The following is a 21,650-nucleotide window of genomic DNA, read 5'->3' as shown; positions in this document are numbered from 1 at the left end:
GAACACATAGGACACGCCATGTCTGATCTGCGCAAAGTCATCATTGATGGAAATGAGGTCGAAGTTGACGGGGCTATGACCCTGATACAGGCCTGTGAAGAGGCGGGGATTGAAATCCCGCGTTTCTGCTATCATGAGCGGCTTTCCATCGCGGGCAACTGCCGCATGTGTCTGGTCGAGGTTGTGGGCGGCCCGCCCAAACCTGCCGCCTCTTGCGCGATGCAGGTCAAGGATCTGCGCCCCGGACCGGAAGGCCAGCCGCCAGTTGTGAAAACCAATTCGCCCATGGTCAAAAAGGCCCGTGAAGGCGTGATGGAGTTTTTGCTGATCAACCACCCGCTTGATTGCCCGATCTGCGATCAGGGTGGGGAATGTGATCTTCAGGATCAGGCTATGGCCTATGGCGTGGACTTTAGCCGCTTCCGTGAACCCAAGCGCGCAACCGAAGACCTGGACCTTGGTCCATTGGTCGAAACCCATATGACCCGCTGCATTTCCTGCACCCGCTGTGTGCGTTTCACGACCGAGGTCGCGGGCATTCACCAGATGGGCCAAACGGGCCGTGGCGAAGATGCGGAAATTACCTCTTATCTGGGCGAAACGCTCGATTCGAACATGCAGGGCAACATTATTGATCTGTGCCCCGTGGGTGCGCTTGTCTCAAAACCTTACGCCTTTACCGCCCGCCCTTGGGAATTGACCAAGACAGAATCAATCGACGTGATGGATGCACTGGGGTCCAACATCCGTGTGGATACCAAAGGCCGCGAAGTGATGCGTTTCCTGCCGCGCAACCATGACGGCGTGAACGAAGAGTGGATTTCCGATAAAACCCGTTTCGTTTGGGACGGCCTGCGTCGCCAGCGTCTGGATACACCTTACATCCGTGAAAACGGCAAATTGCGCAAAGCCAGCTGGCCCGAAGCGCTCTCTGCCGCTGCGGCGGCCATAAAGGGCAAGAAGGTTGCGGGCCTTGTCGGTGATCTGGCCCCGGTTGAGGCTGCATTCGCGCTCAAGCAGTTGATCGAAGGGCAGGGCGGCCGCGTCGAATGCCGCACCGATGGGGCAAAACTGCCGATTGGCAATCGCTCTGCCTACGTCGGCACAGCCAAGATCGAAGATATTGATGACGCGCAATACATCATGCTGATTGGTACCAATCCGCGTGACGAAGCGCCGGTTCTTAACGCGCGTATCCGCCGGGCATGGTCACGCGGGGCCAATGTCGCGCTGATCGGTGAGAATGTGGATCTGACCTATGACTACGTGCATATGGGGACGGATCGTGAGGCGCTTGTCGCATTGACCAACCATAAATTCGGTGAGGTCAAAGATGTCCCATCTTTGGTCATTGTCGGGCAGGGCGCCCTGCAAGAGGCCGATGGCGCGGCTGTCTTGGCCGCCGCAATGGATGTCGCCGCAAAGACCAACGGCAAACTGATGGTGCTTCATACCGCCGCTGGCCGCGTTGGTGCCATGGACGTTGGGGCTGCGACAGAGGGTGGACTGGATGCTGCACTTGAAGGTGCCGAAGTCATCTACAATCTGGGCGCGGACGAGGTCGAGGTAAAACCCGGCGCATTCGTGATCTACCAAGGCAGCCATGGTGATCGTGGCGCACATCGCGCCGATATCATTCTGCCTGCGGCGGCCTACACCGAGGAAAACGGGCTGTTCGTCAACACAGAAGGCCGCCCGCAACTGGCACTGCGTGCCAGCTTCCCACCGGGGCAGGCCAAGGAAAACTGGGCGATCCTGCGGGCGTTGTCCGCAGAATTGGAAGCCACCTTGCCATTCGACAGCATGGCGCAACTGCGTCAGGTGATTGTGGCGGCGCACCCGCACTTGGGTGACATTGACGAAGTGGCCGAGAATGAATGGTCGGCTCTGCCCGTCAAGAAACCCGGATCGGCTGACTTCCGCAATGCGGTGACCGATTTCTATCTGACAAACCCGATTGCCCGCGCATCAACACTGATGGCAGAGCTGAGCGCGAACGCGAAGGCACGGAAATCTGCGCCACTGGCCGCAGAATAAGGACGACGACAATGGTTGAATTCTTTACCAACACCAACCTTGGCATCGTCCTTGTGATCTTGGGGCAATGCCTACTGGTGCTTGTGCCGCTTCTGGTCGCACTTGCGTTTCTGATGTATGCCGACCGCAAGGTCTGGGCTGCCGTCCAGATGCGCAAGGGGCCGAACATTGTAGGCCCGTTCGGCCTGTTGCAGTCCTTTGCCGACTTTCTGAAATACATCGTCAAGGAAATCGTGGTCCCTGCGGGCGCGGATAAGTTTGTTTTCTTCCTCGCCCCGCTGATCGCTTTCGTTTTGTCGGTGATTGCGTGGTCTGTGATCCCGTTCAATGACGGTTGGGTGCTGGCGGATATCAACGTGGCGATCCTCTATATCTTCGCCATCGGCTCGTTGGAGGTCTACGGCGTCATCATGGGTGGCTGGGCCTCGAACTCGAAATATCCGTTCCTTGGCTCGCTGCGGTCTGCGGCGCAGATGATTTCTTATGAGGTGTCTATCGGTCTGATCATCGTGGGCGTGATCATCTCGGCGGGTTCCATGAATTTTGGCGATATCGTTGCCGCGCAAGACGGCAATGCGGGCCTGTTTAACTGGTTCTGGGTTGCGCATTTCCCGATGCTGTTTTTGTTCTTTATCAGCGCCTTGGCCGAAACAAACCGCCCACCGTTCGACCTGCCCGAGGCGGAATCGGAACTCGTGGCGGGCTATCAGGTGGAATACTCCTCCACCCCGTTCCTGCTGTTCATGATCGGTGAATTGATGGCGGTCGTGCTGATGTGTGCGCTGATCTCGCTCTTGTTCTTCGGTGGCTGGCTGTCGCCTGTGCCGTTCCTGCCGGATGGTATCTTCTGGATGGTGATCAAGATGGCGATGTGTTTCTTCATGTTCGCGATGGTCAAGGCCATCACCCCGCGCTACCGCTACGACCAATTGATGCGTATTGGCTGGAAGGTCTTCCTGCCGCTGTCGCTGGGTTGGGTCGTGCTGGTGTCGTTCCTCGCAAAATTCGAAGTACTCGGCGGCTTTTGGGCACGCTGGGCGATGGGAGCATAAAATGACGCAAATGGATTATACCCGCGCCGCGAAATACTTCCTGCTTCAGGATTTCTGGGTCGGCTTCAAACTGGGGATGAAGTACTTCTTCTCGCCCAAGGCGACGCTGAACTACCCGCACGAAAAGGGGCCGTTGTCGCCCCGCTTCCGTGGCGAACATGCCTTGCGCCGCTATCCCAATGGCGAAGAGCGCTGCATTGCCTGTAAGCTGTGTGAGGCCGTTTGTCCTGCGCAGGCGATCACGATTGACGCCGAACCGCGCGATGATGGTTCCCGCCGCACCACCCGCTATGACATCGACATGACCAAATGCATCTACTGCGGTTTCTGTCAGGAAGCCTGTCCTGTGGATGCCATCGTGGAAGGTCCGAATTTCGAATTCAGCACCGAGACGCGGGAAGAGTTGTATTACGACAAAGCCAAACTGCTTGAGAACGGCGACCGTTGGGAATCCGAGATTGCCCGCAACCTCGAACTGGACGCGCCGTACAGATGACCGACCAGAACCCCTTTGAAGCCATGATGAAGATGGGCCAGGACTGGGCGAAAGCCATGAATCCGGCGCTGGAATCCTTCACGCCTAAAGGGTTTGAAAACCTTTGGCCCACCATGCCCAAGGAAACCATGGAGATGTTCTTTGGCAAGGGTATCAACCCTGATGGGCTGGACGCGAAAACACGGCTGATGCTGACACTTGCGGGTCTGACCGTGCTGGGCGCGCAAGCCGAGGCACAGATCCGGCTGACCGTCCGCCATCTGGTCGAAGCGGGGGCCACGAAACAGGAAATCGCCGAAGTGATCGCCCAGATGGGCATGTTCGCAGGCGTGCCGGCCATGACCAAAGCAATGGAACTGGCAACCGAAGTCTTAGAAAAGGACGAAAGCGCATGACCGTCTTCGCGTTCATATTTTATCTCTTTGCCGTGACGACCGTCGCCGGTGGTCTGATGACCGTGGTGAGCCGCAATCCGGTCCACTCGGTCCTGTGGCTGATCCTCGCGTTCCTGTCCTCTGCGGGGCTGTTCGTGACCTTGGGCGCGGAATTCGTGGCGATGTTGCTGATCATCGTCTACGTGGGCGCAGTCGCGGTGCTTTTCCTTTTTGTGGTCATGATGCTCGACATTGATTTCGCCGAACTGAAGGCGGAAATGACGAAATACCTGCCTTTGGCGCTGCTGATCGGTGTCGTGATCCTGATGCAACTGGCGCTGGCGCTGGGTGTTTGGGGCTTTGCCGATGGTGTCGAAGGCCGCATTGCGGCACCTGCGGGTGATCTGGACAACACCCGTGCGCTGGGTCTGCTGATCTATGACAAATATATTCTGCTGTTCCAGCTATCGGGCCTGATCCTGCTTGTCGCGATGATCGGGGCGATTGTGCTGACGCTGCGCCACCGCGTGGACATCAAGCGCCAGAACATCCTTGCGCAGATGTACCGTGATCCGGCCAAGGCGATGGAACTGAAAGACGTCAAGCCGGGGCAGGGTCTGTAAAGCAGCATGCGCAAGCTCGCCATCATAACCACGGCCATGTTGCTTTTCGCGACGACTGCCAGCGCGCTGACGCTGGCAGAGTGTCGGCGGATCACGCATATCAGCCACGGCGGCGAATATGGCCACCGTGATCTGGGCGAGGGCCGTGTGATGTGGACACATTGGTGGACGCAAGAGGGATCTTATAAAGGGTATGCTTTGGTGGAATGTGCGACGGGTGAAATGCTGTCGTTTCGCGCCGCCGAGGAAAATATGGGACCCGAGAGCGCGTTTGATCGCACCGATGATGTCCGCGAGGTGCTTGAGCGCCATCAATCCGGATCACGGGTCTTTGCGACCTTTGAACGGATCGCGGCGGATCTTGCTTTTATGACCCGTGATCTGGCGATCACGACCGAGACAACAGAAACATGCGCCTGTGCAGCGGCCTATCCGGAGCTGCGTGGCGATAAGACAGAATTTGTGCTGGCGGGATAAGCCCGCGGCCGGACGACAACATGAGGTCCCGGATCAGGTCCGGGACTGCGAATAAAGACCGGGGCCCATGCCCTATGAAGGAAGATGCGTATGATCGGACTTGAACATTATCTCACGGTGGCGGCCGCCCTGTTTGTCATTGGCATCTTCGGGCTGTTTTTGAACCGCAAGAACGTGATCATCCTGTTGATGAGTATCGAATTGATGCTGCTGGCGGTGAACATCAACCTTGTCGCCTTCTCCAGCTATCTGGGCGATCTGGTCGGTCAGGTCTTTACCCTGTTCGTGCTGACCGTCGCCGCCGCCGAGGCCGCGATCGGCCTTGCGATCCTTGTTTGTTTCTTCCGCAACCGCGGGACCATCGACGTTGAAGACGTCAACGTGATGAAGGGTTAAGACCAATGGAAACCATCATTCTCTTTGCGCCTCTGGTCGGCGCGCTGCTTTGCGGCTTTGGCTGGAAATTCATCGGTGAAAAGGCCGCACAGTGGACAGCGACCAGCATGTTGTTCCTGTCGGCCTTCCTGTCTTGGGTTGTTTTCCTGACGTTTGATGCCTCGGCACATGCCAATGGCAGCTACACCGTCAACCTGTTGCGCTGGATTGAAAGTGGTACGCTGTCGACCGATTGGGCGATCAAGATGGACCGCCTGACCGCGATCATGCTGATTGTGATCACCACGGTGTCCGCGCTCGTGCACCTTTATTCCTTTGGCTACATGGCCCATGACGAGAATTTCAAAGAAAGCGAGAGCTATCGCCCGCGTTTCTTTGCCTATCTGTCGTTCTTTACGTTTGCGATGTTGATGCTGGTCACAGCGGATAACCTTGTGCAGATGTTCTTTGGCTGGGAAGGCGTGGGTGTCGCGTCCTACCTTCTGATCGGTTTCTACTACAAAAAGCCCACCGCCAATGCCGCTGCGATCAAGGCGTTCGTCGTCAACCGTGTGGGTGACTTCGGTTTCGCGCTGGGTATCTTTGCGCTTTACCTGGTGACTGACAGCATCAAGTTTGATGACATCTTTGCCGCGATCCCGGATTTGCAGGACCACACGATCACCTTCATGTGGCGTGACTGGAACACGCTGAACCTGATCGCCTTCCTGCTGTTTATCGGCGCGATGGGGAAATCGGCGCAGCTGTTCCTGCACACATGGCTGCCCGACGCGATGGAAGGCCCGACACCGGTGTCCGCCCTGATCCACGCGGCGACCATGGTGACCGCAGGTGTGTTCCTTGTCTGCCGCATGTCACCGCTGATGGAATATGCACCCACAGCCACCAGCTTTATCGTTTTCCTTGGCGCAACGACCGCGTTTTTCGCGGCGACCGTGGGTCTGGTGCAGAACGATATCAAACGGGTCATTGCTTATTCGACCTGTTCCCAGTTGGGCTATATGTTCGTGGCCGCTGGCCTTGGCGTCTATTCGGTCGCCATGTTCCACCTGCTGACACATGCGTTCTTTAAGGCGATGTTGTTCCTCGGAGCAGGGTCCGTCATTCACGCAATGCATCACGAGCAGGACATGCGGAACTATGGCGGTTTGCGTCACAAGATCCCCAAGACCTTCTGGATGATGATGATCGGCACACTGGCGATCACGGGCGTCGGTATTCCGTTGCTCTACGTGGGCTTCCCTGTTGGTTTCGCGGGCTTCGTGTCCAAGGACGCCATTATTGAGAGCGCCTATGCAGGCACCAATGGCGGCTATGCCTTCTGGATGCTGGTTGTGGCCGCGCTGATGACAAGTTTCTATAGCTGGCGCCTGATGTTCATGACATTCTACGGCACGCCACGCGGCGATGCGCATACCCATGACCATGCCCATGAAAGCCCGACCATCATGCTGGTGCCACTTTATGTGCTGGCATTGGGGGCGATCTTCTCTGGTATGGTCTGGTACGGATCATTCTTCAGTTCTAACGACAAGGTCGGCAAATTCTTTGGCGTGCCATATGCCGAAGCCTCAGAGCATAGCGATGAGGGCGATCACGGTGCTGCCGATGATCACGCGGCAGAAGAGGGCGACTACGCCAAGGCCCATTACAATCTTGTTGGCGCACCGGGTGAGGGGGCCATTCACAACAGCCCCGATAACCATGTGCTGAACGACGCACATGAGGTGCCTGTCTGGGTCAAGCTGGCACCATTTGTGGCCATGTTGGCAGGTCTTGGTCTCGCTTATCAGATGTATATCCGCCGTCCGGATTGGCCGGCCAAACTGGCCGCACAGCAGGCGCCCTTGTATCAGTTCTTGCTGAACAAATGGTACTTTGACGAGATCTACAATTTCATCTTTATCAAGCCCGCGCTGGCCTTGGGACGCTTGTTCTGGAAGCGCGGAGACACCGACACGATTGATGGCGGGATCAACGGGATTGCGATGGGGATTATCCCTTTCTTCACCCGTCTCGCTGGCCGCGCACAGTCCGGTTATATCTTTAGCTACGTATTTGCGATGGTGCTTGGCATTGCAGTGCTCCTCACTTGGATGACGCTCTTCGGGGGAGCGAACTAATGGGCAATATTCTTTCTCTCACAACGTTCCTGCCGCTTCTGGGGGCTGTCATTCTGGCGCTCTTCCTGCGCGGTGATGATGCGGACGCGCAGCGCAATGCCAAATGGGTGGCGCTGGTCACGACCGTGGTGACGTTCATTTGCTCGCTGTTCATTCTGACGAACTTTGACCCCAACAATACCGGCTTCCAGATGGTGGAAACACGTGATTGGCTCTTGGGGCTGCAGTACAAAATGGGTGTCGACGGGATTTCGATCCTCTTTGTCATGCTGACCACATTCCTGATGCCGCTGGTGATTGCGGCCTGCTGGAACGTGGAAACCCGCGTCAAGGAATATATGATTGCGTTCTTGGTGCTGGAAACACTGATGCTGGGTGTGTTCCTCGCGCTTGATTTGGTGCTGTTCTACCTGTTCTTCGAGGCAGGCCTGATCCCGATGTTCCTGATCATTGGCATCTGGGGCGGCAAGAACCGGATTTATGCGTCGTTCAAGTTCTTCCTTTATACCTTCCTTGGCTCTGTGCTGATGCTGGTCGCGATGGTGGCAATGTTTGCCGACGCAGGCACCACCGATATTCCGACATTGATGACCCACACCTTCGGGACCGAGAATTTCAGCGTTCTTGGTGTCCAGATCGTGGGCGGGATGCAGACGCTGCTGTGGTTGGCCTTCTTTGCCAGCTTCGCCGTCAAGATGCCGATGTGGCCCGTGCATACATGGTTGCCTGATGCACACGTGCAGGCCCCTACGGCGGGTTCTGTCGTACTTGCCGCGATCCTGTTGAAGATGGGTGGCTACGGGTTCCTGCGTTTCAGCCTGCCGATGTTCCCTGTGGGATCCGAGGTGATGGGGCCGCTTGTGCTTTGGCTGTCGGCGATTGCGATTGTCTATACCTCGCTGGTCGCACTGGTGCAGGAAGACATGAAAAAGCTGATTGCCTATTCATCAGTCGCCCACATGGGTTACGTGACCATGGGTATCTTTGCGGTGAACCAGCAGGGGATTGACGGCGCGATCTTCCAGATGATCAGCCACGGCTTTATCTCGGGTGCGTTGTTCCTTTGCGTCGGCGTAATCTACGATCGGATGCACACCCGCGAGATTGACGCCTATGGCGGTCTGGTGAACCGGATGCCGGCCTATGCATTGATCTTCATGTTCTTCACCATGGCGAACGTGGGTCTGCCTGGGACATCGGGCTTTGTTGGTGAATTCCTGACGTTGATGGGTATTTTCCAGGTCAACACATGGATCGCGGTCTTTGCGACCTCGGGTGTGATCCTCTCTGCCGCTTATGCGCTGTGGCTGTACCGCCGCGTCGTGATGGGGGACCTGATCAAAGAGAGCCTGAAAACCATCTCTGACATGACCACACGCGAACGCGCGATCTTTGCACCGCTGGTGGTGATGACCCTGCTTTTGGGTGTTTATCCCGCACTCGTTCTTGACATGATCGGCCCGAGCGTTGCGGCGCTGGTTGATAACTATGACACCGCGCTTGCGACCTTTGAGGCCGCAACGCAGTTTGCTTCGAATTAAGGAAAGCCCGTTATGATTGGTGCTGATATCCAAATCCTGATGCCCGAACTTGTGCTGGCGGTTTACGCCATGGGCGCATTGCTGGCGGCGGTTTATACCACCAAAGACGGCATGGCGCCGCTTCTGACATGGGCCACCTCGGGTCTGTTCGTCCTGCTGGCGGTCTGGATCGGGATCAACGGGCAGGGCACGAACATTGCCTTTGGCGGTATGTTCGTCGACGACGGCTTTGCGCGGTTCTCCAAGGTGGTGATCCTGCTGTCAGCGGCCGCTGTGCTGTTGATGTCGGAAAACTACATGCAGCGTCGCGGCCTGTTGCGGTTTGAGTATCCGGTGCTCGTCGCCTTGGCGGTCGTGGGTATGATGGTGATGGTCAGCGCAGGTGACCTGATGGCGCTTTATATGGGCCTCGAATTGCAGTCACTGGCACTTTACGTGGTCGCATCGCTGCGCCGCGATAGCGTGAAATCAACCGAGGCGGGCCTCAAGTACTTTGTGCTTGGCGCGCTGTCCTCCGGCTTGCTGCTTTACGGCGCATCGCTGACATACGGTTTCGCAGGCACCACGCTCTTTGCGGGGATCATCGAGGCAACGGCGGATGAGCCATCCTTGGGTCTGCTCTTTGGTCTGGTGTTCCTGATCGCGGGCTTTGCGTTCAAAGTCTCTGCGGCACCCTTCCACATGTGGACGCCGGATGTGTATGAGGGCTCGCCCACACCGGTCACGGCATTCTTCGCAACCGCGCCCAAAGTGGCGGCGATGGCGCTGTTCGCCCGCGTTGTGCATGACGCATTCGGCGGAATCGTCGGCGACTGGCAGCAGATCGTCGCGTTCCTGGCTGTTGTGTCGATGTTCCTTGGTGCGATTGCCGCGATCGGGCAGAAAGACATCAAACGTCTGATGGCCTATTCCTCGATTGCGCATATGGGGTTCGCCCTGATGGGTCTCGCCGCTGGCACCGCCTTTGGCGTGCAGGCGATGCTGATCTACATGGCGATCTATGTGACGATGAATATCGGGACCTTTGCCTTTATCCTGTCGATGGAACGTGACGGGCGCCCTGTGACGAATATCGAAAGCCTCAAGATGTATTCCAAGCGCCAGCCGTTGCGCGCGCTGGCCATGCTTGTCCTGCTCTTCAGCCTCGCAGGTGTGCCGCCAATGGTGGGTTTCTTTGGCAAATTCTATGTGCTGCGTGCCGCCTATGATGGCGGGTTGGCTTGGCTGGCTGTGGCCGGTGTGATCGCGTCAGTGATCGGTGCATTTTATTATCTGCGCATCGTCTACTTCATGTACTTCGGTGAAGAGGGCGAGGCGCTGGACGGCAAGATCAACCCTGTGCTCTGGGGCTTCCTGATGGGATCTGCTGCGGTCATGTTGATCGGTGTCGTGAACCTCTTCGGCATTGAGCCGATCGCGGCGGCTGCCGCGGCGACGCTTGTTAACTAAAGGCACCGGACACGGGCCGTGGCCCGAGGGTTACGCCTGCGTCGTGCTGGACACTGTGGACAGCACGATGACCGAGGCAGCGCGACGGGCCCCCGATATCACCCGCCCGACATGGATCATGGCCAAGCATCAAACCGCAGCGCGGGGGCGGCGGGGCCGTGCGTGGATTGTGCCGGAAGGCAACCTGAACGCGACACTGATTTTCCGGCCCGAGGCGACACCGGCAGAGGCCGCAAAACGGTCTTTTCTGGCGGCAAACGCGCTCTACCAAGCGCTTTCGATTTACGTATCTGCGGACAAGCTCGCGCTGAAATGGCCCAACGATGTGCTGTTGTCAGGGGGCAAGGTCGCGGGGATCCTGCTTGAAAGTTCCGGAAGCGGGCCTTTCGTAAACTGGCTTTCGATCGGGATCGGGGTGAACCTCAAACACACGCCCGAAGGGGTCGAGGGGGCTGCGTTTGCCCCTACCAGCCTTGCTGCGGCAGGCGGAGATGTGGTTTCCCCAAAGGATTTCCTTGCGACCCTTGCCGATGCTTATGCCACGCAGGAAGCCAAGCTGATGCGCCTAGGATTTGACCGGATCCGTGATGAGTGGCTGTCCAAAGCCGCGCGTCTGGGCGAGGTGATTACCGCGCGCACAGGCCGCGAGGATGTGACAGGGATTTTTGACAGTATCGACCGTGACGGCAATCTTGTGCTGATTACAGGTACCGGGCCGCGTGCGATCCCGGCGGCCGATATATTCTTTTCATAAGGGAGGCGGCCCCATGCTTTTGGCCATCGACTGCGGCAATACCAATACCGTGTTTTCCATCTGGGACGGTGAGCGCTTTATCGCGACATGGCGCACCAGCACCGAATGGCAGCGCACGGCGGATCAATACTATGTCTGGCTGTCCACTTTGATGCGGTTCCAGAATGTCGACGTGATGATTGATGAAGTGATCGTTAGCTCGACCGTGCCACGCGTGGTGTTCAATCTGCGGGTCTTTGCGGACCGCTATTATAATTGCCGCCCGCTTGTGGTGGGTAAGCCCGATTGCCTTTTGCCCACGGCTCCACGCGTTGATGCAGGCACGCAGGTGGGACCGGACCGGTTGGTCAATGCCGCCGGTGCCTTTGACCGGCATGGTGGCAACCTGATCGTGGTGGATTTCGGCACGGCGACCACCTTTGATGTTGTGGCCGAGGACGGCGCCTATGTGGGCGGCGTGATTGCACCGGGGGTTAATCTGTCGCTAGAGGCGCTGCACAATGCCGCCGCAGCCTTGCCGCATGTTGATATTACCCAGCCGCAACGCGTCATCGGGACCAATACTGTGGCCTGTATGCAATCAGGTGTCTTTTGGGGTTACATCGGGCTTGTGCGTGAGATATGCGCGCGGATCAAAGCAGAACGTGACGTGCCGATGCAAGTTATTGCCACGGGGGGGCTTGCCCCATTGTTCCAACAGGCAGAAGCCCTATTTGACGCGTTCGAAGACGATCTGACGATGCACGGCCTGACCGTCATCCACAAATATAACAAGGACAACGCATGAGCGACCGCCTGATCTATCTACCCCTCGGAGGTGCCGGTGAAATCGGCATGAACGCCTATGTCTATGGCTATGGGCCTGCGGGCAAAGAGCGGCTGATCGTTGTCGACCTGGGCGTGACCTTTCCTGATATGGACGGCACACCGGGGGTGGACCTGATCCTGCCGGATATTTCCTGGCTGAAAGAACGCAAGGCGCAGATCGAAGGCATCTTTATCACCCACGCCCATGAAGACCACGTCGGTGCGATTGGCCACTATTGGGAACAATTGGGCGCACCGGTCTATGCGCGCCCTTTCACCGCCAATATCGCGCGGCGCAAGCTGGAAGAACACGGGCATCCCGAAAACGTGGTCAAAGTCGTGGGGGTTTACCCCGAGATGATCAAATGCGGCCCACTGACGGTATCATATCTGCCGATCAGCCACTCGATCCCTGAAAGTGCGGGCCTGCTGATTGATACGCCTGAGGGGCGCGTGCTGCATTCGGGCGATTTCAAGATTGACGAAACCCCTGTGGTCGGTGATCCGTGGAATGAAGCGCTTTGGGAAGAAGTGTCGAAAGATGGCGTCAAGGCGCTGATCTGTGACAGTACCAACGTGTTCTCGCGTGATCCGGGCCGGTCCGAGGCCTCGATCGGGGACGCGATTTCCGAGATGATGAAAGAGGCGCAGGGCATGGTTGTGGCGACCACCTTTGCATCCAACATCGCGCGATTGAAGACGCTGGCGATTGCCGCGCAAAAGGCGGACCGATCGGTCGTTCTGCTGGGCCGTGCCATGCGGCGTATGGTCGAAGCCGCTACCGAAGTGGGCATTCTGAAGGGTTTCCCGCCTGTGGTGTCACCCGAGGACGCGCAGCAGATGCCGCGTAACAACGTCATGTTGTTGGTGACTGGCAGCCAAGGCGAACGCCGCGCGGCCAGTGCACAGCTTGCGCAGGGCAATTATATGGGGATCAAGCTGCAGGACGGGGATACCTTCCTGTTTTCCTCTAAAACCATCCCCGGCAATGAACGCGGTGTGATCCGGATCATGAACCAGCTGTCCGAGCTGGGCGTGGATGTGATCGACGACGCGGGCGGCAAATACCACGTGTCAGGGCACGCCAACCGCCCCGATCTGCTACGTTTGCACCAGATTACCAAACCGCAAACCCTGATCCCGATGCACGGCGAACACCGTCACCTTCGTGAGCATGTCAAACTTGGTGCCGAAAGTGGGCTGTCAGGGATCGTAGCGGTCAACGGGATGATGATTGATCTCTCTGGCAACCAACCGACTGTGGCTGAGTATATCGACACAGGCCGGACCTATCTGGACGGATCAGTGCAAGTGGGCGCGATGGATGGCATCGTGCGCGACCGTATCCGCATGGCGATGAACGGGCATATGGTCGTGACGCTGATCATAGATGAGAATGACGAGCCATTGGGCGACCCTTGGGTGGAAATCATGGGGCTGGCCGAAACCGGGCGCAACAACGCGGCGTTGGTCGAGGTGGTCGAAGAAGACCTGAGCCAGTTCGTGAACCGCGCTAATGCCAAGACATTGCGCGACGAAGTGAAGCTGGAAAAAGAGCTCAAGACAATCGCGCGGAGGTCTGCACAAGGCGAGATTGGGAAGAAACCAGAGGTAACGGTCATTGTGTCACGTTTGGGTTAAAACGTGACGACACCGCGTGGGAGCGGGCCCTGATACTATCCGGCGCAAAGCCCTTTCGTCGTTGTGAGTTCAAGATCATGGGCCCATGCGACCATCTGGTTCCGCCCGCTCTCCTTTGCCTTGTAGAGTGCGAGATCAGCGCGGTGAAACAGCCTTTCCAACGGCTGTGACTGTGCGACGTCGACTGATCCTATCGATAATGTGAGTGCGAGGCGTTTATCATGGCCGAACGCGTGCAGATCGACTGCGATGGGTTCAAGGAGCTGATCAGCAACCATATGAAGGCAGTCCCGACTGTTCTGCCCAAGAAAAAAGCCAAACTCTTCGCCCCCAAGACGCCCACAGAAGTCTGTGTCGGTCGTGCACGTTCTCAGCCTGTCTGCGACCGCTTTCAGACATATATCACCAACAGCATGTCCGTAGGTGTCATTGACCCGCTTGAAGAAGTCGACATCAATAATCAACAGATAGCCGCCTTTGCCAGAAAGCGTGGCTTCCATTGCTCTGTTGAAGAAGGCACGACGGCTTGGCAGTTGCGTCAAATCATCCGTCAAAGCAAGCTTTGACATTTCTTCTTTTAGGTTGTGCAAATATGCGATCGTCGGGAAAAAGAGCAATGACAACAAGAACCAGCCGGGCAGAATGATTGGAAACAGTTCCAAGAGTGTCTTGCGGTCTGGCTGCGGGATAAGTGTATTTTCGATGCAGAAAACGAGGGCCATCAAAAAAATAAGAAAAATCAATGGCTTGTAGACTATTTGGAGGCGCGACCGTATGGTCGTCACTTCAACAAGATAGCTCATGAGGTTTGAACCAGCGCGCATCGTCCTGACGTAAGGCTGAAATGTTAATAATTGGTACAAGACGCCTCTCAGATCTTTATCGCCGAGCCGTCTTGGAGCGGGATACGCTGACTTGCGGCGGTGCTTGAAAGACAGGCGAAGGTGCTGCGGAAGCCCTGCGTAACCAAATCCATCTCCCTGTCGTCATAGTTTTGACGACTTGCTTTGATCATCATCACCTCGTGGGCAAAAACCATGTGAGGTGACTGACAATGAAACTTGAATCCCTTCCTCTGCTTGTTGCGGCGGTAACACTGTCCGGCTGCATAATGACCGATCCGGCCAGCCAGCCGATTGGCCGCCAAGGTGCGAACGATGTCTACGAATTCAGTGTGACACGCTATGCTGATGCGCTTGGTGCAGAGGCCTATTACCAACAACGCAACAACTATGCCGCCCGGCTTTGTCCGCAGGGCTACCGGATCATAAATGAGCGAGAAGGGGTGACGATCAGACCTGCCGGTGACAGGCTATTGTCTGAAAACCGTATCCAGATCGCCTGTCCTGCGTAAGGTCGCCCAAACAAAAACGGATGCTCCCGCTTAGGGAACATCCGCTGCAAGACGGCTTGCAAAGTGGCGCTAGTTCTTGGCCCTCTCGGCAAAGCTCAGCGCGATAAACGCTGGCGTATCCTCACCCATGCCAACGATTTTTGGACCAGTGTCGCGGCGGTCATTGCCGCGGCCACGCCCGCCGCGTGAACGGTCTTCGCGTGGCTTTTGCTCACGTGCCGGGGCCTCTTCCTTTGCTTCAACGACCGCTGGCTCTTGCGCTTTTGGTGTCTCTGCCTTCGGTTCCGGCTTGCGGCGGCTCCGCGTCCGCTTGGGCTTTTCTTCAGTCGTTTCGCCCGCAGCCTCGGCTGGTGCGGATGTCGGTGCTGCTTTGCCACCGGGCACGTCAAGGCGCGGGATTGGCTGGTTCACCAGACGCTCCACATCTTCGAGGTTCTTTTCGTCGCGTGGCGAACAGATCATGATCGCCGTGCCCGTCCGGCCCGCACGACCGGTGCGCCCGATGCGGTGCACGTAATCCTCGGCGTGGCTGGGCACATCGAAGTTGAACACGTGTGTCACTGCGGGAATATCCAGACCACGCGCGGCCACATCAGAGGCCACAAGGATGCGCAAATCATTGTCGCGGAATTTATCAAGCGTCTTCGTGCGGTGGCTTTGATCCAGATCGCCGTGGATCGGGGCGGCCTGATAGCCATGTTTGTTTAGCGACTTCGCCACGATATCCACGTCAGACTTGCGGTTGCAGAAGATGATCGCGTTGGTGCAGGCCTCACCTTCGGCATCAATCAGCTTGCGCAGCAGATCACGCTTTTCCGCAGGTTCCTTGGGCTTGGATGACCCTTTGAACATGACAACACCCTGCTTGATATTGACGTTCGTGGTCGCGGCACGGGCGACTTCGATCTTGGCAGGGTTCGACAGGAAGGTATTGGTGATCCGCTCGATTTCAGGGGCCATCGTGGCGCTGAAGAACAGGGTCTGGCGCGTGAAGGGCGTGCGTTTGAAGATTTCCTCGATATCGGGGATAAACCCCATGTCGAGCATCCGGTCAGCCTCATCCACAACCATGATCTTGACGTCGGTCAGGATCAGTTTGCCGCGCTCAAGGTGGTCCAGCAGGCGGCCAGGGGTGGCGATCAGCACATCGACGCCTTTGTCGATGATCTTGTCCTGATCCTTAAAGCTTGTCCCGCCAATCAGCAGGGCACGCGTCAGTTTTGTATATTTGGCGTAGGCGTCGAAATTCTCGGCCACTTGTGCGGCCAGTTCGCGTGTTGGCGCCAGAACAAGGCTGCGCGGCATCCGTGCACGGGCGCGGCCACGGCCCAGAAGCGTGATCATCGGCAGGGTGAAGGCGGCGGTTTTGCCGGTGCCGGTCTGGGCAATCCCCAGAACATCGCGGCCTTCAAGGGCTGGGGCAATCGCACCGGCCTGAATAGGGGTAGGGGTGTCATAGCCGGTTTCGGCAATCGCTTTGAGAACCTTGGGGGCAAGGTTCAAATCAGAAAACTTGGTCATATACGTCCTTTAGATGCGGTTTCGGTCCGCATGTTGTGAAAGGACGCATTTCTCCGAGCGTCCCGCGTCGTAGGCCCTTGCGAGCCATGGAGATGCGATAGCGGAAATGCCTGTTACCGTCAAGCTGAGGGCACAAACCGCCTGCGTTCAACGGGCTTTCGTGGCTTTTTCGCGCATCAGGGCAAAGCGGCGAAAGACAGTGCCATCATCGCTGTTCAGCACCGCAAGCAGGTGCCGCGTCAGTCTCCCGACGGCTGGTGCCTGTTCGGCGTCGCGCCAGAGCGGGGCAAGAAGGTTGGCCTCCAGATCACCTTGCAGGACCGAGAAATCCTTCATCCCCACCGGGAGGGGCGATTTGTTGCGGTTTTGCGTCCGGAACGGCGTTTGCGGGGGATGGCCGGAAAAGGCGCGCTCGGCCTCATAGATTTTCATCAGTGAGAACAGGATATTCATCCGTGCGGCCAGATTGCGGTCTGCCTCGCTTGCGCCGTGTTCTGCAAAGGTGATGATCGCAGAAATCAGCCAACGGGTGGGCAGGGTGTCCAGCAACCACGCCTCTTGCTCGGCCCAAAGCCTGCGGAACAATGCGGGTGCAGATTCAGGATAGGTGTGTTTGCGCAAATGCGAAATCAAAAGCCCGTGCAGCAGCGCCAGTTCGCAGTGCCCTTGCAGTTCGCCCAGCAGCATGTGGCGCTTTTTTTCAACACGCGTCAGCCCCTCGGGACGGGGCATGGTTTGGGGCGGCAACGGCATGGGCTTGAGCGCGTCAAAATCAACGTCCAAAGGCGGAAGGTCCGCACCCGTCAGTCGTGCGCGGCGTTTTTGGTATTGCGGGATCAGGCCACCGATCCCGCCGGGGAATGTTTCGTTGGATTGGTGCAAAGAAAAACGCCCCTTCATTACTGATGGGGCGCAGTATTCAGTGCTCTGTGCAGGGATGCAACCGCGTCGCAGTTGCCAGCATCAACTGCGCGCTACCGTTCGGCGATAAACTCAACAAAACCATCGGCATTGGTAACTTCTACGTTGTTACGGTCGATACCATCGTTTATCTGCAAGGTGCCTTCCGAGGTTGTGATTTCGCCCCGCAATACGCCATACACATATTCATAGTCCGAACCGTAGAAGTCACCGATCAAGAGTGTGTCGACAACGATCTGCTCGTCGGTTGAATTACTTGTCAGCGTGCCACCGAAATCACCCGTAAACCCGGCGTCGCTTGGGTCTGAATTGAAAAAGATCACTCCATCAGGCATCTCTAACCGCCCCTGATAGGTATCACCGGTGTTATCCGAGAAACTATCAGCACTCGCCGTAACGCTTTCATTTCCCAATTCGAAATCCGCAACGACTTCGAGATCGCCAAGCACTTGCAGGTCGTCCTCATAGACCAGAAGGCTAATGACACCGTTATAGGTTGAGGTGCCTTCGACCGGTAAGTCGTCGGTTAAGAATAGGGGTGCACCTCCGGCTTCGGCGAAGAGACCGTCCAGCTCGCTTTGTAAGCCGCTGTAACTCGCTTGCGACACGCTGCCCGATCCGCCGCATCCAGCGATCAAGGCAACCAGTGCGGCTGATGTGCATAACTTGATGTTTAAAAACATAAATTGTCCTCTCTCTATTCATTAACATCTAGTTAATGAACGGAGAATCGAGAAACAACCTATAACTTATACCATCATCTCTTTTGTCGCGGTCAGGTTGATGTCGGGGTAATCCCGCCCGACGCGGTCAATGTCCCATTGCAGGCGCGTCAGATAGACTGTGTCGCCGTCATTGTCGGTCGCGATGTGCTGTTTGTTGGCGGCCACGAATTTATCCACGGCTGTCTGTTCTCCCGCAACCCAGCGGGCCGAAGTGAATTGTGAGGGCTCGAACCGGACGGGCAGGCCGTATTCCAGCTCGATCCGGCTGGCCAGCACCTCGAATTGCAGCGCGCCCACGACGCCCACGATAAAGCCTGACCCGAAGGTCGGTTTGAACACCTTGGCGGCTCCTTCTTCGGCGAATTGCATCAGGGCCTTTTCAAGGTGTTTGGCCTTCATCGGGTCGCCCGCGCGGCAGGTTTGCAGAAGTTCCGGCGCAAAAGACGGGATACCCGAGACACGGATCGCTTCGCCCTCGGTCAGCGTATCGCCGATGCGCAGCTGGCCATGGTTGGGAATGCCGATGATATCACCGGCCCATGCCTCTTCTGCCAGTTCGCGGTCAGCGGCAAGGAACAGCACGGGATTCGTGATTGCCATCTGCTTTTTGCTGCGCACATGGGTCAGTTTCATGCCGCGTTCGAAATGCCCGGACGCAAGGCGCACAAAGGCCACGCGGTCGCGGTGCTTGGGGTCCATGTTGGCCTGCACCTTGAATACGAAACCCGCGACCTTTGTTTCCTCGGGCGCGATATTGCGGGGCTGGGCCGATTGGATTTGCGGCTCTGGCCCGTAGGTCGCCAGACCGTCCATCAGTTCCTTGACGCCAAATGAATTCATGGCAGAGCCGAACCAAATGGGCGTCATCGAGCCGTTCAAGAGCGCCTCGGGATCGAGCTTCGGCAGCAATTCCTTGGCCATCTCGATCTCTTCAAGGAATTTCTCCAGCAGATGTGCGGGCACATGTTCGGCCAGTTTGGGATCATCCAAACCGCTGATCTGGATGCTTTCGGCGACCTTGTTCCGGTCTGCACGATCCATCAGTTCCAGCTTGTCGCGCAGGATATCATAGCATCCGATGAATTCGCGCCCCACGCCGATGGGCCAGGAAGCGGGTGTGACGTCAATTGCAAGGTTTTCTTGGATTTCATCAATAATGTCGAATGTATCGCGGCTTTCGCGGTCCATTTTGTTGCAAAAGGTCAAGATGGGTAGGTCGCGCAAACGGCAGACTTCAAAGAGTTTCTGGGTCTGGCTTTCCACACCCTTGGCACCGTCGATCACCATCACGGCGGCATCGACCGCGGTCAGTGTCCGATAGGTATCCTCGGAAAAATCCGAGTGGCCGGGCGTGTCAACAAGGTTGAACCGGTATTTTTCAAAGTCAAACGACATCGCAGAAGCGGACACAGAGATGCCGCGGTCCTTTTCCATCTGCATAAAGTCCGACCGCGTGCGCCGTGCTTCGCCTTTGGCGCGCACCTGTCCGGCCATCTGGATGGCGCCACCATAAAGAAGGAATTTTTCGGTCAGCGTCGTCTTACCCGCGTCGGGGTGCGAGATGATCGCAAAGGTCCGGCGGCGGGCGATTTCAGCGGGAAGGTCAGGGCGATTTGTCATGGCTCACGCTTTATGCGTTCGGGCTGGAAAGGGCAATCGGGACAGTGTGCTTAACCAAAGATTTGGTTTTCACTGATATTGCGTCCGGCAAGGGGGCTGCAATGAAACACTATGCATGTGCTGCCGGTCTGTTGCTTTGCCTAATGGGGTGCGGCGGGGGCGGCGGTGGGGGCGGCAGCGGGATTGATCCCCGTCTCGCGCGGCTCGATATCTACGAGGGGCAAAAACTGCGGGTTCTGGGCGACCCTGCGGCGGGCGTTGTGGGCATGGCGATGACGGCGGAGGAAAGCATCCCCACGACCGGCACCATGTCCTTGGCTGGTTTTGCAACAATGCGGGTCGAGACGGGCAGCCAGCCGATCATTCTCTTCGGCGATGCGGATTTGCAGATTGATTTTGACACCAGTGCGGCCCAAGGGGCGGTGACACGTGTTTTCGGGGGCAGTTCAGATAGCGATCTCGCGGATTATGCCGGAACGATTGACCTGCAAAGCAACGCCGTGGGCCAGAATATGCCGTTGGGTTACGCGGGCACACTAAGCGGCAGCGGGCAAACACTGGGATTTGCGGGGGAAATGACAGGGGTTTTGCTGGGCAATCCGACGTCTGCCTTTGCGGGCGGTGATCTGGAGGCGCAGGTCGATCATAACGGAACCGCAAGAGAAGGAACGATTGTGATTGTCCTTGAAGAGAACGGGTTGTGATGAGGGCTTGGGCCTACCGCGTTGATGCTTTGCGCAGCAAAGACACCGCCTTTTGTGCCGGAATAAGGCTTTTCTGGACCTCATAATCCAGGTGCGGCCGATGCGCGTGATCGGGTGAGGAGACGCCGGCTGGCAGACCATGGCGTGTTTGCGCGCTGATCAGATGCGATTCTGCGGCAATTCCTTCGGCGTAAATGATGTGATGATCATCAAAGATGAGCTGGAAGTAATCCACGAACCCGCCACGCCGCCGCAACACGGTTGTGTGATCCACCAGATGGCGCGCCTTGATCAGTACTTCGGCGCGTCCGGCGCCAAGCTCGTCTTCGCGCTGGTAAATGAACAGACGGTGGTCGGGGCGCACGACCAGATCGGCCTCGTTGTGCAACGCGCCTTTGGTAATCACGACCGGTGCAAAACTGCCCGAGGCACGCAGTGTGGCCTGCCCGATATGGCGGATCGGCTGTTTACCTGCGTCGCGGGTCAGGACCATATCTCCGATGCTTAGCGTTTCGATCGTGCGCATCTGTCCGTCGCTCATGGTAATGCGGGTGCCACGGGCAAAGGACCCGCTGGCGGCTTCGGCAAAGCGGCGGGTGGCTGTGTGACGTTCCAGACCGACAAGGCGATAATCGACCGCAGGCTGTAGTTCACCCAATGGCAGCAGGAAGATATCTGCCACGTTGTCATCTTCGACTTCGACCAGAACAAGCGCCTCATGCGTGTCCCCGTCAGGCGCCATAAGCGTCAGGCAGCTATCAAGATGCACGATATTGCCGCGTGGTTCGGTCCGCCGCAGCGCTTTGCCCTCTGCAATCAGCTCAAGCGGGGTCAGTTCTGCATCGGCATCAATCCGGTAGACATCATCCATCACCAGTTCGTCGGCGAATGACAGCGTCTCGCCTTTGGTCACGCCATCACTGGCGATCACCTTGGTTGCGGGGAATATATCGACGGTAATCGGACGCTGGCTCATGTCGCTTGGAGTTACACTGGCTTTGGCTTTAGGCCAAGCATGATCGCACACGTGCGCGT

General features: G+C 57.3%; 22 protein-coding genes. 15 read left to right on the top strand and 7 right to left on the bottom strand.

The window, feature by feature from the left end:
• Positions 1-18: 18 nt before the first annotated feature.
• From nuoG to B0B09_RS05590, 13 genes are all read left to right on the top strand, one after another.
• Positions 19-2,037: an NADH-quinone oxidoreductase subunit NuoG gene (gene nuoG / locus B0B09_RS05650; RefSeq protein WP_076658704.1), complete on the top strand. Its 2,019-nt coding sequence runs from the start codon at positions 19-21 to the stop codon at positions 2,035-2,037.
• An 11-nt stretch (positions 2,038-2,048) separates the two neighbouring features.
• A complete protein-coding gene (nuoH, locus tag B0B09_RS05645; protein WP_076658703.1) occupies positions 2,049-3,089 on the top strand; it encodes an NADH-quinone oxidoreductase subunit NuoH in 1,041 nt (346 codons plus the stop codon).
• Between the two features lies 1 nt (position 3,090).
• Positions 3,091-3,585 carry an NADH-quinone oxidoreductase subunit NuoI gene (gene nuoI / locus B0B09_RS05640; RefSeq protein WP_055293121.1) on the top strand — a complete coding sequence of 165 codons (495 nt, stop codon included), beginning with the start codon at positions 3,091-3,093 and terminating at the stop codon, positions 3,583-3,585.
• The gene (locus B0B09_RS05635) at positions 3,582-3,980 is read left to right on the top strand and encodes a carboxymuconolactone decarboxylase family protein (RefSeq protein WP_076658702.1); all 399 of its coding nucleotides are present in this window, start codon (positions 3,582-3,584) and stop codon (positions 3,978-3,980) included. Before nuoI ends, B0B09_RS05635 begins: the two co-directional genes overlap by 4 nt.
• A complete protein-coding gene (locus B0B09_RS05630; RefSeq protein ID WP_055293118.1) occupies positions 3,977-4,582 on the top strand; it encodes an NADH-quinone oxidoreductase subunit J in 606 nt (201 codons plus the stop codon). The genes B0B09_RS05635 and B0B09_RS05630 overlap by 4 nt, the downstream gene beginning before the upstream one ends.
• 6 nt (positions 4,583-4,588) lie before the next feature.
• Complete coding sequence (locus B0B09_RS05625) at positions 4,589-5,059, top strand: hypothetical protein (protein WP_076658701.1); 471 nt, start codon at positions 4,589-4,591, stop codon at positions 5,057-5,059.
• A 90-nt stretch (positions 5,060-5,149) separates the two neighbouring features.
• The gene (gene nuoK, locus B0B09_RS05620; protein ID WP_008235370.1) at positions 5,150-5,455 is read left to right on the top strand and encodes an NADH-quinone oxidoreductase subunit NuoK; all 306 of its coding nucleotides are present in this window, start codon (positions 5,150-5,152) and stop codon (positions 5,453-5,455) included.
• Between the two features lie 5 nt (positions 5,456-5,460).
• On the top strand, positions 5,461-7,578 hold the full coding sequence (nuoL, locus tag B0B09_RS05615; protein ID WP_076658700.1) for an NADH-quinone oxidoreductase subunit L: 2,118 nt from the start codon (positions 5,461-5,463) through the stop codon (positions 7,576-7,578).
• The gene (locus B0B09_RS05610) at positions 7,578-9,119 is read left to right on the top strand and encodes an NADH-quinone oxidoreductase subunit M (RefSeq protein ID WP_076658699.1); all 1,542 of its coding nucleotides are present in this window, start codon (positions 7,578-7,580) and stop codon (positions 9,117-9,119) included. Before nuoL ends, B0B09_RS05610 begins: the two co-directional genes overlap by 1 nt.
• Before the next feature lie 12 nt (positions 9,120-9,131).
• Positions 9,132-10,568, top strand: coding sequence for an NADH-quinone oxidoreductase subunit NuoN (gene nuoN / locus B0B09_RS05605; protein WP_084190732.1), 1,437 nt, complete (start codon positions 9,132-9,134; stop codon positions 10,566-10,568).
• Positions 10,558-11,322 carry a biotin--[acetyl-CoA-carboxylase] ligase gene (locus B0B09_RS05600; RefSeq protein ID WP_278247269.1) on the top strand — a complete coding sequence of 255 codons (765 nt, stop codon included), beginning with the start codon at positions 10,558-10,560 and terminating at the stop codon, positions 11,320-11,322. The genes nuoN and B0B09_RS05600 overlap by 11 nt, the downstream gene beginning before the upstream one ends.
• A gap of 13 nt (positions 11,323-11,335) precedes the next feature.
• Entirely contained in the window at positions 11,336-12,109 is a 774-nt protein-coding gene (locus B0B09_RS05595; RefSeq protein ID WP_076658697.1) for a type III pantothenate kinase, read from the top strand.
• Entirely contained in the window at positions 12,106-13,770 is a 1,665-nt protein-coding gene (locus B0B09_RS05590; RefSeq protein WP_076658696.1) for a ribonuclease J, read from the top strand. The genes B0B09_RS05595 and B0B09_RS05590 overlap by 4 nt, the downstream gene beginning before the upstream one ends.
• A gap of 35 nt (positions 13,771-13,805) precedes the next feature.
• On the opposite strand, the gene B0B09_RS05585 is transcribed toward B0B09_RS05590, so the two are convergent.
• Entirely contained in the window at positions 13,806-14,573 is a 768-nt protein-coding gene (locus B0B09_RS05585; RefSeq protein WP_076658695.1) for a GGDEF domain-containing protein, read from the bottom strand.
• A 68-nt stretch (positions 14,574-14,641) separates the two neighbouring features.
• Positions 14,642-14,788: a hypothetical protein gene (locus B0B09_RS17885; RefSeq protein ID WP_165689294.1), complete on the bottom strand. Its 147-nt coding sequence runs from the start codon at positions 14,786-14,788 to the stop codon at positions 14,642-14,644.
• A 36-nt stretch (positions 14,789-14,824) separates the two neighbouring features.
• Between B0B09_RS17885 and B0B09_RS05580 the strand changes: the two genes are divergently transcribed.
• On the top strand, positions 14,825-15,124 hold the full coding sequence (locus B0B09_RS05580) for a hypothetical protein (RefSeq protein WP_076658694.1): 300 nt from the start codon (positions 14,825-14,827) through the stop codon (positions 15,122-15,124).
• A 69-nt stretch (positions 15,125-15,193) separates the two neighbouring features.
• Here the strand turns inward: B0B09_RS05580 and B0B09_RS05575 are convergent, their stop codons facing one another.
• The 4 genes from B0B09_RS05575 to B0B09_RS05560 all read right to left on the bottom strand — a co-directional run bounded on the left by B0B09_RS05575 (position 15,194) and on the right by B0B09_RS05560 (position 19,911).
• Positions 15,194-16,645, bottom strand: a complete 1,452-nt coding sequence (locus B0B09_RS05575) for a DEAD/DEAH box helicase (RefSeq protein ID WP_076658693.1) — start codon at positions 16,643-16,645, stop codon at positions 15,194-15,196.
• 147 nt (positions 16,646-16,792) lie between these two features.
• Positions 16,793-17,545 carry a hypothetical protein gene (locus B0B09_RS05570; RefSeq protein WP_242654346.1) on the bottom strand — a complete coding sequence of 251 codons (753 nt, stop codon included), beginning with the start codon at positions 17,543-17,545 and terminating at the stop codon, positions 16,793-16,795.
• Between the two features lie 74 nt (positions 17,546-17,619).
• The gene (locus B0B09_RS05565) at positions 17,620-18,249 is read right to left on the bottom strand and encodes a hypothetical protein (protein WP_076658692.1); all 630 of its coding nucleotides are present in this window, start codon (positions 18,247-18,249) and stop codon (positions 17,620-17,622) included.
• 66 nt (positions 18,250-18,315) lie between these two features.
• Positions 18,316-19,911 carry a peptide chain release factor 3 gene (locus B0B09_RS05560; RefSeq protein WP_076658691.1) on the bottom strand — a complete coding sequence of 532 codons (1,596 nt, stop codon included), beginning with the start codon at positions 19,909-19,911 and terminating at the stop codon, positions 18,316-18,318.
• Positions 19,912-20,012: 101 nt separating this feature from the next.
• Between B0B09_RS05560 and B0B09_RS05555 the strand changes: the two genes are divergently transcribed.
• Positions 20,013-20,615, top strand: coding sequence for a hypothetical protein (locus B0B09_RS05555; RefSeq protein ID WP_131824997.1), 603 nt, complete (start codon positions 20,013-20,015; stop codon positions 20,613-20,615).
• A 13-nt stretch (positions 20,616-20,628) separates the two neighbouring features.
• On the opposite strand, the gene B0B09_RS05550 is transcribed toward B0B09_RS05555, so the two are convergent.
• Entirely contained in the window at positions 20,629-21,591 is a 963-nt protein-coding gene (locus B0B09_RS05550) for a Hint domain-containing protein (RefSeq protein ID WP_076658689.1), read from the bottom strand.
• Between the last annotated feature and the right edge of the window lie 59 nt (positions 21,592-21,650).

Origin of the sequence: Yoonia rosea, assembly GCF_900156505.1 — a bacterium.
Classification (GTDB): domain Bacteria; phylum Pseudomonadota; class Alphaproteobacteria; order Rhodobacterales; family Rhodobacteraceae; genus Yoonia; species Yoonia rosea.
The sequence above is the reverse complement of the archived record's forward strand: the minus strand, read 5'-3'. Positions and strand labels throughout refer to the sequence as shown.

Bases quoted from the DNA above. Each gene is read 5' to 3' on its own strand.
- B0B09_RS05570 (WP_242654346.1), bottom strand. From the start codon at position 17,545: ATGAAGGGGCGTTTTTCTTTGCACCAATCCAACGAAACATTCCCCGGC.
- B0B09_RS05595 (WP_076658697.1), top strand. From the start codon at position 11,336: ATGCTTTTGGCCATCGACTGCGGCAATACCAATACCGTGTTTTCCATC.
- B0B09_RS05590 (WP_076658696.1), top strand. From the start codon at position 12,106: ATGAGCGACCGCCTGATCTATCTACCCCTCGGAGGTGCCGGTGAAATC.
- nuoG (WP_076658704.1), top strand. From the start codon at position 19: ATGTCTGATCTGCGCAAAGTCATCATTGATGGAAATGAGGTCGAAGTT.
- nuoN (WP_084190732.1), top strand. From the start codon at position 9,132: ATGATTGGTGCTGATATCCAAATCCTGATGCCCGAACTTGTGCTGGCG.
- B0B09_RS05560 (WP_076658691.1), bottom strand. From the start codon at position 19,911: ATGACAAATCGCCCTGACCTTCCCGCTGAAATCGCCCGCCGCCGGACC.
- B0B09_RS05635 (WP_076658702.1), top strand. From the start codon at position 3,582: ATGACCGACCAGAACCCCTTTGAAGCCATGATGAAGATGGGCCAGGAC.
- B0B09_RS17885 (WP_165689294.1), bottom strand. From the start codon at position 14,788: ATGATGATCAAAGCAAGTCGTCAAAACTATGACGACAGGGAGATGGAT.
- B0B09_RS05610 (WP_076658699.1), top strand. From the start codon at position 7,578: ATGGGCAATATTCTTTCTCTCACAACGTTCCTGCCGCTTCTGGGGGCT.
- B0B09_RS05550 (WP_076658689.1), bottom strand. From the start codon at position 21,591: ATGAGCCAGCGTCCGATTACCGTCGATATATTCCCCGCAACCAAGGTG.
- nuoK (WP_008235370.1), top strand. From the start codon at position 5,150: ATGATCGGACTTGAACATTATCTCACGGTGGCGGCCGCCCTGTTTGTC.
- B0B09_RS05630 (WP_055293118.1), top strand. From the start codon at position 3,977: ATGACCGTCTTCGCGTTCATATTTTATCTCTTTGCCGTGACGACCGTC.
- B0B09_RS05565 (WP_076658692.1), bottom strand. From the start codon at position 18,249: ATGTTTTTAAACATCAAGTTATGCACATCAGCCGCACTGGTTGCCTTG.
- B0B09_RS05555 (WP_131824997.1), top strand. From the start codon at position 20,013: ATGAAACACTATGCATGTGCTGCCGGTCTGTTGCTTTGCCTAATGGGG.
- nuoI (WP_055293121.1), top strand. From the start codon at position 3,091: ATGACGCAAATGGATTATACCCGCGCCGCGAAATACTTCCTGCTTCAG.
- nuoL (WP_076658700.1), top strand. From the start codon at position 5,461: ATGGAAACCATCATTCTCTTTGCGCCTCTGGTCGGCGCGCTGCTTTGC.
- B0B09_RS05625 (WP_076658701.1), top strand. From the start codon at position 4,589: ATGCGCAAGCTCGCCATCATAACCACGGCCATGTTGCTTTTCGCGACG.
- B0B09_RS05580 (WP_076658694.1), top strand. From the start codon at position 14,825: ATGAAACTTGAATCCCTTCCTCTGCTTGTTGCGGCGGTAACACTGTCC.
- B0B09_RS05575 (WP_076658693.1), bottom strand. From the start codon at position 16,645: ATGACCAAGTTTTCTGATTTGAACCTTGCCCCCAAGGTTCTCAAAGCG.
- nuoH (WP_076658703.1), top strand. From the start codon at position 2,049: ATGGTTGAATTCTTTACCAACACCAACCTTGGCATCGTCCTTGTGATC.
- B0B09_RS05585 (WP_076658695.1), bottom strand. From the start codon at position 14,573: ATGAGCTATCTTGTTGAAGTGACGACCATACGGTCGCGCCTCCAAATA.